The sequence below is a fragment of the uncultured Acetatifactor sp. genome (genome assembly GCF_948601915.1).
Taxonomy (GTDB): Bacteria; Bacillota; Clostridia; order Lachnospirales; family Lachnospiraceae; genus Acetatifactor.
Window position 1 is genome coordinate 2,490 of record NZ_CAPDXS010000157.1, and the last position, 9,055, is coordinate 11,544.

General features: G+C 58.0%; 9 protein-coding genes and 1 pseudogene (1 of these 10 running past the window's edge). All 10 read right to left on the bottom strand.

The annotated features are described in order from the left end of the window. A pseudogene (gene dusB / locus Q2B33_RS24600) lies at positions 1-571 on the bottom strand (tRNA dihydrouridine synthase DusB); it reaches 402 nt to the left of the window's first position. A 208-nt stretch (positions 572-779) separates the two neighbouring features. Beyond that, positions 780-1,559, bottom strand: a complete 780-nt coding sequence (locus Q2B33_RS20390) for a type III pantothenate kinase (protein ID WP_300773426.1) — start codon at positions 1,557-1,559, stop codon at positions 780-782. A gap of 146 nt (positions 1,560-1,705) precedes the next feature. After that, positions 1,706-2,188 (bottom strand): GNAT family N-acetyltransferase, encoded by a 483-nt coding sequence (locus Q2B33_RS20395; RefSeq protein ID WP_296475040.1) that lies wholly within the window; start codon positions 2,186-2,188, stop codon positions 1,706-1,708. Positions 2,189-2,240: 52 nt separating this feature from the next. Next, the gene (locus tag Q2B33_RS20400) at positions 2,241-2,585 is read right to left on the bottom strand and encodes a DUF6145 family protein (protein ID WP_296463948.1); all 345 of its coding nucleotides are present in this window, start codon (positions 2,583-2,585) and stop codon (positions 2,241-2,243) included. 140 nt (positions 2,586-2,725) lie between these two features. Then, positions 2,726-3,706, bottom strand: coding sequence for a biotin--[acetyl-CoA-carboxylase] ligase (locus Q2B33_RS20405; protein ID WP_300785110.1), 981 nt, complete (start codon positions 3,704-3,706; stop codon positions 2,726-2,728). A 198-nt stretch (positions 3,707-3,904) separates the two neighbouring features. Further along, positions 3,905-4,894, bottom strand: coding sequence for an ornithine carbamoyltransferase (argF, locus tag Q2B33_RS20410; protein ID WP_300785108.1), 990 nt, complete (start codon positions 4,892-4,894; stop codon positions 3,905-3,907). A 214-nt stretch (positions 4,895-5,108) separates the two neighbouring features. Beyond that, positions 5,109-6,044: an SPFH domain-containing protein gene (locus tag Q2B33_RS20415; RefSeq protein WP_300567709.1), complete on the bottom strand. Its 936-nt coding sequence runs from the start codon at positions 6,042-6,044 to the stop codon at positions 5,109-5,111. A 60-nt stretch (positions 6,045-6,104) separates the two neighbouring features. Continuing rightward, entirely contained in the window at positions 6,105-6,713 is a 609-nt protein-coding gene (locus tag Q2B33_RS20420) for an NfeD family protein (RefSeq protein WP_330684758.1), read from the bottom strand. A 202-nt stretch (positions 6,714-6,915) separates the two neighbouring features. Further along, entirely contained in the window at positions 6,916-7,998 is a 1,083-nt protein-coding gene (locus Q2B33_RS20425) for a cell wall hydrolase (protein ID WP_300567706.1), read from the bottom strand. Between the two features lie 147 nt (positions 7,999-8,145). After that, positions 8,146-8,940: an RNA methyltransferase gene (locus tag Q2B33_RS20430; RefSeq protein ID WP_300773432.1), complete on the bottom strand. Its 795-nt coding sequence runs from the start codon at positions 8,938-8,940 to the stop codon at positions 8,146-8,148. Positions 8,941-9,055: the final 115 nt, after the last annotated feature.

The window sequence follows — 9,055 nt, forward strand, 5'->3', positions numbered from 1 at the left end:
GGGCGATGACGTCCCAGTCCGCCCGGCCGCTGTAATACTGCTCCCTGGTGCGCCCGTGCACCGCAATGGCCGCCACGCCGCAGCTTTCCGCGATCCTGGCAATTTCCACCGCATTGCAGTTCGCCTCGTCAAAGCCTTTCCGAATCTTCACCGTCACAGGCTTGTCTACGGCCCGCACTAAGGCAGAGAGAATCTCCTCCACCAGCTTCGGCTCCTTCATCAGAGCCGAGCCCTCCCCGTTGTTCACCACCTTGGGCACCGGGCATCCCATGTTGAAGTCCAAAATGGAGAAGGGGCGCTCCTGGATGCGCTTTGCCATATCCGCCAGTATCTTCGGATCCGAGCCGAAGAGCTGCAGAGAGGCCGGGACCTCCTCCGGATGGATCTCCAGAAGCTCCTCCGTATTTTTGTTGTTATAAAAAATGGCCTTGGCGCTGACCATCTCCATGCACACCAGCCCTGCTCCCATCCTGCGGCACAGCAGGCGGAAGGGCAGGTCCGTCACCCCTGCCATGGGGGCCAGTATCACGTTATTGTCCAGCGTCACATCGCCGATTGTAAGCTTTCCCATCGCCTTATCCTCTGTCCTCCCTGCATCCATTCCCGTTTGCCGCATTTCTTCAAGGCTTTCAGAACATACGTTCTCTGTTGCAGCGAAGCAGAAACGGCTCTTTTACTCTTTTACACGATTATCCACGGTTTTCAATCGCCCGCTTTCAGGCGCTCCGGGACTTCTGCCGCCCAATGCCATGCCATGTACGCGCGCTCACTGCCTGCGGTCAGCTTGCGGGCTTTCTGTTCTTCTCATAGAGAATCCGCAGCCCCTCCATGGTCAGGTGGCTGTCGTAGATGTCTATCGCCTCCGTCTCCTGGGCAATGAGCCGTCCCAGGCCTCCGGTGGCCACCACCTTCAGCTTCTTCAGGCCGCTCTCTTCCTTCACCTTCCTGATGATATACTCCGTCTGGCCGATCTGGCCGTACACCAGCCCAGCCTGCATGCTGCTGATGGTCTCCTGGGCCAGGATGGACTTGGGCTTGCGAATCTCTATCTTGGGCAGCTTGGCCGCCTGGGTCCAGAGTGCCTCGGAGCTGATTCCCAGACCCGGGGCCGTGATGCCCGCGGCGAATTCCCCTTTCTCCGTGATCAGGTCATAGGTGGTGGCTGTCCCGAAGTCCAGCACCAGCACCGGACCGCCGTACTTTTCATAGGCCGCCACCGCGTCCACGATGCGGTCCGCCCCGATGGCCCTGGGATCCTCGGTGACGATGCGGATGCCCGTCTTCATGCCCGGCCCCACGCTCATGGGGCGGGTCTTCGTATAGCGCACCAGCGCCCCCATGAGGGAATGCATCACGTCCGGCACCACGCTGGCCACGATGGAGCCCTCCAGGTCGGCGGCCTCTATCCCCCGGTTCAGCAGTATCTGGGTGATCAGGACACCGTACTCGTCGGAAGTCCTGGGCATCTTGGTCATGATGCGGAAGGTGGCAAGCAGCGACTCCTTCTCGTACACGCCCAGCGCCATATTCGTATTGCCTACATCTATCACTAATATCATAATGCCCTCTTCCCTGTCTGCCTCTTTTCGCAGACACCGCCACTGTCCGCACCGGTAGGCCGCAGCCAGCGGAGCCCCATTTTATGTCCCTCTGCATGCGCGCACGCTTTGGCCCATGGCGGTCAAAACCGGTTGGGCCTGCGCAGCTACAGCTCCATCACCGCAACCACTTCTTCCCCGTCCATCTCGCCGGTCTCCCGGAATCCGAAGGAGTGATACAGCTCCCTGGCCACCGCATTCTCCGGCTCGTAGGACAGCCAGCAGTACTGCGCCTCTCCGCAGGGCCTCCTCCGTATGAAGTCCAGCGCAAGTTTCATGGCCTCCCGTCCGTATCCCCTGTGCTGATAGCGCTCATCTATCATGAACCGCCACAGATTGTAATTCTTCCGGGCAATCTCCGGCGGATTCTCCCAATACTCATCCGTTTCATATCCCACCATCAGAAAGCCTACGGCTTTGTCGTCATCATAAATGCCGAAGGGGAACGCGTATCCTCCTCCGGCGATCGTCGTGTAGGCCTCGATGATGCTCACGTCATTGCCCGCCACAAAGCTCTTCTGATCCTCCCTGACGCGAAGCCCCAGGAGCTCCCAGACATTTTTTCCATTTACTTTCTCGATTCTCACCATTTCCTTCACCCTGCCCGCTTTCTCTCACTATCTATGCCATTTTCCACATAATCTACGATAAATATCCCGAGACATCCTCCTTCAGGATGAACACCCTGTAATAAAGCTGCAGGGATTCGAACAGCTCCTGCCGCCGCCTCCTCATCTCGCCCACCAGCAGGCCGCTGCTGACCTCGTCATAGGTGATGTCGTCGTCATCGGCATTGGTCTCCAGCACCACGCTGCCGTCCTCCTCAAAGGCTATGGCGAACACGCCGCCTACCTCCTGGGTGAACAGCACGCACAGGATGCGCAGCTCCTCCTGAATGGATTCCGGAATCCCGCTAAACTGCTCATTGAAATAATATTTCTGCTCATAGGCATTGGCTGCGCACAGCACCAAATTCCCGCTCTCCATCTGTCTCCTCCTCCGGGACGCCCTCTTTTCGTTTCCTCTCTGCATCCCGGTTCCCTCTCCGTATCCTGAGACAGGCTCCCTGGTCCGGGCGCCCCCACAATCCGGCCCTGGCCCACGGACGCGGCAGTCCTTCCCCCGCTTCACACATACCCGTAAATGCCCCGCACGGACACCTCTCCGGCGTACACAGGCTCCACCGTGCCGTCCTCCCGCTCCACCAGCAGCTCGCCCGCAGGGTTGATGCCCCTGGAAATGCCCCGGTATTCTCCCTTTGGGTCCAGGATGCGCACCTCGCCGTCCTTTCCGGCAAGCATCCCGTTATACCTGTCCAGAAGCCCCGCCAGGCTGCCGTCCCCGCGGAATATCCCGTAATACGTCTCAAAGGCCTTCATCACGTTGACCATGATTTCCGCCCTGGATACCGCGCGTCCGCACTCCTGCTCCAGGCAGGACGCGGTCTGGGCGATTTCCGGCGGAAAGTCCTGCCTGGCCACATTGATGCCTACGCCCATGACCACATAGTGGATGAAATCCCGCTCCGTGCTCATCTCCGCTAATATCCCGCAGACCTTTTTCCCGTTCACCACGATGTCATTGGGCCACTTGATGCGGGCCTCCAGGCCGCAGGTCTCCCGTATCCCCTCCGCCACTGCCAGCCCCATCACCAGCGTCACCATGGATGCAAGCTCTACGCGGAAATCCGGCTTCAATATCAAAGTAAAGTACACATTCGTTCCCGGCGGGCTGCTCCAGGACCTGCCCCTGCGCCCCCGTCCGGCAGTCTGCATATCCGCCACGATCAGGGTGCCCTCTCTGGCCCCGTTCTCCGCGTCCAGCTTGGCCTGGAGGTTTGTGGAGGCTAACTCCTCATAGAAGCACACCGGCCTTCCGGCCCATGCGGTGTCCATGCGGCTCTCCAGCTCATGCCGTCCATAGACCTGACGGTTAGATGCCAGCCGATATCCACGGTTCTGCACCGCTTCTATCTGATAGCCCTCTTTCTTCAATTGTCCCATGGCTTTCCACACCGCGGTGCGGGAGACGCCGAACCGCTGGCACAGCTCCTGCCCCGACACATAGTCCTCCCGCTCCCGCAATAACGCCAATATCTTAGCTTTCATCTCTGAACATCCATTCCCATTCCCGGCTTCAATCCGGTATCCTCATTCCCCAGCGCATGAGCCCTTGAGCAGTCAGCCCTGGCTGTCCACCCCAGTCCTGCGTTGTCGTCAGTTTCCTCCGCCCTGTCCTGGCGCGGACATCAGGCACTGATTACTGGGGAATTCATGCACCGGCGTACCAGTCAGCACTGTGCCTCCTCATTCCCCTATCGTGGCCAGCATCACGGCCTTGATGGTATGCATCCGGTTCTCCGCCTCCCGGAACACCAGCGACTGCCCGGACTCGAACACCTCGTCCGTGACCTCCATCTCCGTGATGCCAAAGCGCTCACCCATCTGTGCGCCGATTTTGGTATCCAGATCGTGGAAAGCGGGCAGGCAGTGCATGAATATGGCCTTTTCCCCCGCGTTCTCCATAACGGCACGGTTCACCTGATAGGGGGAAAGCTCCCTGATGCGCTCCTCCCAGACTTCATCCGGCTCTCCCATGGACACCCATACGTCCGTATAGACTACATCCCTGTCTTTCGTCCCGGCAGCCACGTCCTCCGTCAGCGTGATGCTGCCTCCGGTCTGTGCGGCGATTTCCCTGCACTGCGCCACCAGTCCCTCCTCCGGGAAGTATTTCGCCGTGGTGCAGGCCGTGAAGTGCATCCCCATCTTGGCGCAGGCCACCATCAGGGAATTGCCCATGTTGTAGCGGGCGTCCCCCATATAGGTCAGCCGTATCCCCTCCAGATGACCGAAGTGTTCCCTGATCGTCAGGAAATCCGCCAGCATCTGGGTAGGATGGAATTCATTGGTAAGCCCGTTCCACACAGGCACATTGGCATACTTCGCCAGCTCCTCCACGATATCCTGCCCGAATCCCCGGTATTCGATTCCCTCGAACATGCCCGCCAGGACCCTGGCCGTGTCCGCGATGCTCTCCTTCTTGCCGATCTGGGAGCCCGAAGGATCCAGATAGGTCGTCCCCATCCCCAAGTCGTGGGCCGCCACCTCAAAGGCGCATCTGGTGCGGGTACTGGTCTTCTCGAAAATCAGCGCCACGTTCTTCCCCCGCAGGGTGTCCACCGGAATCCCTTTTTTCTTCTTCTCCTTTAAATCCGCCGCCAGATCCAGCAGATATGCGATCTCCTCTGTGGTAAAATCCAACAGCTTCAGAAAGTCCCGTCCCTTTAAATCCATCTTCTCAACCTGTCCTTTTCTCTCTGATTTGTAAAAACGATATATCCGTCTCCAAAGCTTCCGGCTTCTAACTTCCGTAATAAATATACCGCAACATCATGTCTTTTTCAACCCCAAAACAGCCGGCCTCCGGATATTGCTCCGGAAGCCGACTGCCGGTCTTATGGCATCGTATCGCCCCATATACACTTTCAGGAATCGTGAAAGCAATTCCTTACGATCCGCTCTTCGTGCCCTCTTTCCACGCCGCAGCAAGGCTCGCGATGCCCTGCAGCTCCGCGGGAAGCAGGATTGTGGTGGCCTGGCCGTCCGCCACCTTCTCGAAGGCCTCCAGGCTCTTGATCTTCAGTACGGGCTCGTCTGCCCCTGCCTCCTTCAGCATCCGGATACCGTCCGCATTGGCCTGCTGTACCTTCAGGATGGCTTCCGCCTCACCTTCCGCCTCGCGGATCATCTTCTCCTTCTGGGCCTCCGCGCGCAGGATGGCGGACTGCTTGTCGGCCTCCGCACGCAGGATGGCGGATTCCTTGGCGCCCTCGGCCTCCAGGATCTTCGCTTTCTTCTCGCCTTCCGCCCGGGTCACGGCCTCACGCCTCTCGCGCTCCGCCTTCATCTGCTTCTCCATGGCGTTCTGAATCTCGGCAGGAGGGATGATGTTCTTCAGCTCCACACGGTTCACCTTGATGCCCCAGGGATCCGTAGCGATGTCCAGAGCCGCCCGCATCTTGGTATTGATGGTCTCGCGGGACGTCAGTGTCTGATCCAGCTCCAGGTCGCCGATGATGTTACGCAGGGTGGTGGCCGTCAGGTTCTCGATGGCCATCATCGGATTCTCCACGCCGTAGGTGAACAGCTTGGGATCTGTGATCTGGTAGAACACCACCGTGTCGATCCGCATGGTGACATTGTCCTTGGTAATCACCGGCTGGGGCGGGAAGTCCGCCACCTGCTCCTTCAGGTTCACCTTTCTGGCCACTTTGTCCAGGAAAGGCACCTTGATGTGGAATCCCACCGACCATGTGCCCTGGTAAGCGCCCAGCCGCTCGATGACATAGGCCTGTGCCTGGGGCACGATTTTCAGGCAGGACACCAGCACCGCCAGGATCACCAAAATCAAAATCCCCATAATCCAACCCATTATTGTTCCCATACCCATAATTTTACCTCTTTCCGCGCTTTGTCCAGCGCTTATTTTATTGATGGATAAAAACTACTCCTCCGTTTTCGCCACTTCAGGTTCCTTCTCCTCCGGTCCGGCTTCCGGGACCTGTGGTTCCCCGCCTGGAATCCGCGTCTCCTCCTTCGGCGCTTCCTGCTCCTCTCCCGGAGACGCTGCCATTGGCTGCGGCGCTTCCTCCTTGACGGGTGCGCCTGCTTCCATCCGCTGCTCTGTCCGCACGATCAGCTTGACGCCGCTGATGGCTACCACGACCACCACGGCCCCCGCCGGAATCCGCACCTTGTCGTCCCAGCTCCTGGCGCTCCACTCCTGGCCGCTCACCGTCACCTGGCCTGTGGCCTGTACATTGTCGATCTCGCCGGTGACGATGGCCTGGCGGCCCACCATGCTCTCCACATTGGTCTTCACCCTGTCCCGGTTGAAGTATTTCACCGCGATGGGCCTGGTGAAGAACAATAATGTCAGCGAGACCAGCAGGAACAGAATCACCTGCACAAAAATCGGCGCGTACAATAGAGCCGCGAAAATGGCTACCAGCGCGCCCGCCGCGAACCATATAGTGGTCAGCCCCAGGGTCAGAACTTCGATCACGATGCACAGAATCAATATGACCATCCAGAAAATCAGCACCATATCCATACAATTTTCCTCCCCTTGTCCTTTTTCTCTAAATCCTTTTCACCTAGTTCCTAAACTCAGTTTACTATAAAAATCATTTTTTATCAACCCATTTCTTTGCACGTTACCTGCGCCTAACATATAAAAAAGAGCGGCGAAGCCTCTAAAGCCCGCCGCCCGCGCATATTGCCCCAAATATGAAATTATTTACCCTCGGCAGCCATCAATAGAATACGTGGTTTCCGATCACCAGGCCCTCCCGTCCGTTGTTGCGGCGGAAGTGGGTCAGGTCGCCTACATTGGACACACCTGCCAGGGCCTCCTGGGCCGCCTGGACGCACTCGGCGCTGTAGCCGCCCGACGCGTACACGCTGTTGAGCTTGCCGTTCATGGCCGGCGTGAACTGGCCGGAAGCATATATCACGCCGTGAATGGAATTGGGGTATGCCCCGCTCCTGACACGGTTCATGACCACTGCGCCCACCGCCAGCTTGCCCTCATAGCTCTCAGATCCTGCCTCGCAATAGATCAGAGCTGCCAGCAGCAGAGTCGTATCAGCGTCCGTGGTGTATTCGCCAAAGTTCTTGTGCCTTGAGGCCTCCTTCTCCGCAGCTATGCGGGCATCGATCTCCTCCATGGTCTCCCCTGCGTCGATGACGAAGTCGATCACCAGGAATTCCGTGGACACATAGCCGTCCTCTCCCTCGAAATCGATGCACACCCAGCCGTCATCGTACTGGTTCAGCACCTCAACTACCTCGCCTCCCGGCAGCAGGCCCCAGATGCCCGCCTCCGTGTTGGGTTCCATCCTCACCCGGAGGGTCTCCGTGTCCACCGTCGCCACCATCTTGCCCACGCTGTTGGCCAGGGCAAGGGCTTCGTCACCAAAAATCAGAAACTCGTCCGACGCCCAGCCGATGATATTCCCGGACTGCAGCTTGGTCCATCCGTCCCTGCGCTCTAAAACCGTGCCTCCGCAATCCTTGTACAGCATTCCCACCTTGTCGGATTCCTCGCTGGCTTCGCTCCTCACGTTCAGCGCGTTCTGCACATTGGCCATTACCAGATTGCTTTCCCGGGGCTCCTCCTCTTCCGCCGTCAGGTCAAGGTTCAGCTCCTTCGCCGTAGCGTTCACCACATCCACCGAATTGCCGGAGCCCGGATTGAATACCGCAGCCACGCCGCCGCAGGTCTTATCCACGCTGGCCCCCTCGCTGGCTTGGGCGGCTATACCTGTCTCAAAGGCCAGGCATAATGACATCAATACTGCCGCCGCTGTAGTGAACAGCTTTCTGCATCTTGTCATGATTTTTTACCTCCATAAACAAATTCTTAATACTTTGCGTTGAATTATTCCTTTTTCTTCATAAAGTTATTACAAAGTTATTAAATTTGTTACGAGTATCATAACAGATGTTACGGGAAATGTCAAGTTTTTCATTTTATCCGGATTTTACCTGGATTTCATCCTCTGGCGATGGGCCTCATATACCAGCAAAGCCGCGCTGACAGCGGCGTTCAGGGACTCCACCTGCCCCTCCATGGGAATCTTGAGCAAATCGTCCGCCTGTCTCGAGAGCTCCCCGCCAAGCCCCCTGGCCTCATTTCCGATCAGGAAGGCTGTACCCGTTTTGAAGTCAAAGCTGTCATAATAACGTTCCCCGGCCAGATGGGCGGCATAGACGCGCATTCCCCTCTCCCGCATCTGCCCCACGGCCCGGCCCAGATCTTCCGTATAGACGAAGGGCACTCTGTAGATTGATCCCATGGTGGCCCGGATCGTCTTGGGATTATAGATGTCCACAGTCCCCTGGCTCATGACGATCCCGGTGACTCCCGCGCCCTCCCCTGTCCTGACGATGGTGCCCAGATTGCCGGGATCCTGCAAATCCTCCAGCGCCACCAGCAGGGGATCGGGCACTGAGAGGAGCTGTTCCAGGGTATGCCTGGGCCGCTCCACCACGCACAGGATTCCCTGGGGCGTCTGGGTGTCGGAGATCTTCCGGAACACTTCCTCGGACACTGTCTCGTATCCAATCCGCTCCAGCTTTGCCGAAATCCGTGGCTGCTCTCTGCTCTTCTCCAGCGCCTGGGGCGTGACATAAATCTCCCGCACGGACTCCCGGGGGGCCTCTTCGCACATCTTAAAGCCCTCTGCCAGAAAAATGCCCGCGCTGCGCCGCTCTCTGGCATTGGCCTGCCACAGCGCCACCTGTTTTGCCTTTGGATTGGAATAACTTGTAATCATATGCCCTCCCTGCGTCCCTCACAGAATATCACTGCGTGCAAAAGCGGCCATTTCCCGCAAAACGGCCGCCTTTTTATGAAATATACTGCTTAACGATTTCACTTGCCGAGATCGG

Bases quoted from the DNA above. Each gene is read 5' to 3' on its own strand.
- Q2B33_RS20390 (WP_300773426.1), bottom strand. From the start codon at position 1,559: ATGATATTAGTGATAGATGTAGGCAATACGAATATGGCGCTGGGCGTG.
- Q2B33_RS20395 (WP_296475040.1), bottom strand. From the start codon at position 2,188: ATGGTGAGAATCGAGAAAGTAAATGGAAAAAATGTCTGGGAGCTCCTG.
- Q2B33_RS20400 (WP_296463948.1), bottom strand. From the start codon at position 2,585: ATGGAGAGCGGGAATTTGGTGCTGTGCGCAGCCAATGCCTATGAGCAG.
- Q2B33_RS20405 (WP_300785110.1), bottom strand. From the start codon at position 3,706: ATGAAAGCTAAGATATTGGCGTTATTGCGGGAGCGGGAGGACTATGTG.
- argF (WP_300785108.1), bottom strand. From the start codon at position 4,894: ATGGATTTAAAGGGACGGGACTTTCTGAAGCTGTTGGATTTTACCACA.
- Q2B33_RS20415 (WP_300567709.1), bottom strand. From the start codon at position 6,044: ATGGGAACAATAATGGGTTGGATTATGGGGATTTTGATTTTGGTGATC.
- Q2B33_RS20420 (WP_330684758.1), bottom strand. From the start codon at position 6,713: ATGGATATGGTGCTGATTTTCTGGATGGTCATATTGATTCTGTGCATC.
- Q2B33_RS20425 (WP_300567706.1), bottom strand. From the start codon at position 7,998: ATGACAAGATGCAGAAAGCTGTTCACTACAGCGGCGGCAGTATTGATG.
- Q2B33_RS20430 (WP_300773432.1), bottom strand. From the start codon at position 8,940: ATGATTACAAGTTATTCCAATCCAAAGGCAAAACAGGTGGCGCTGTGG.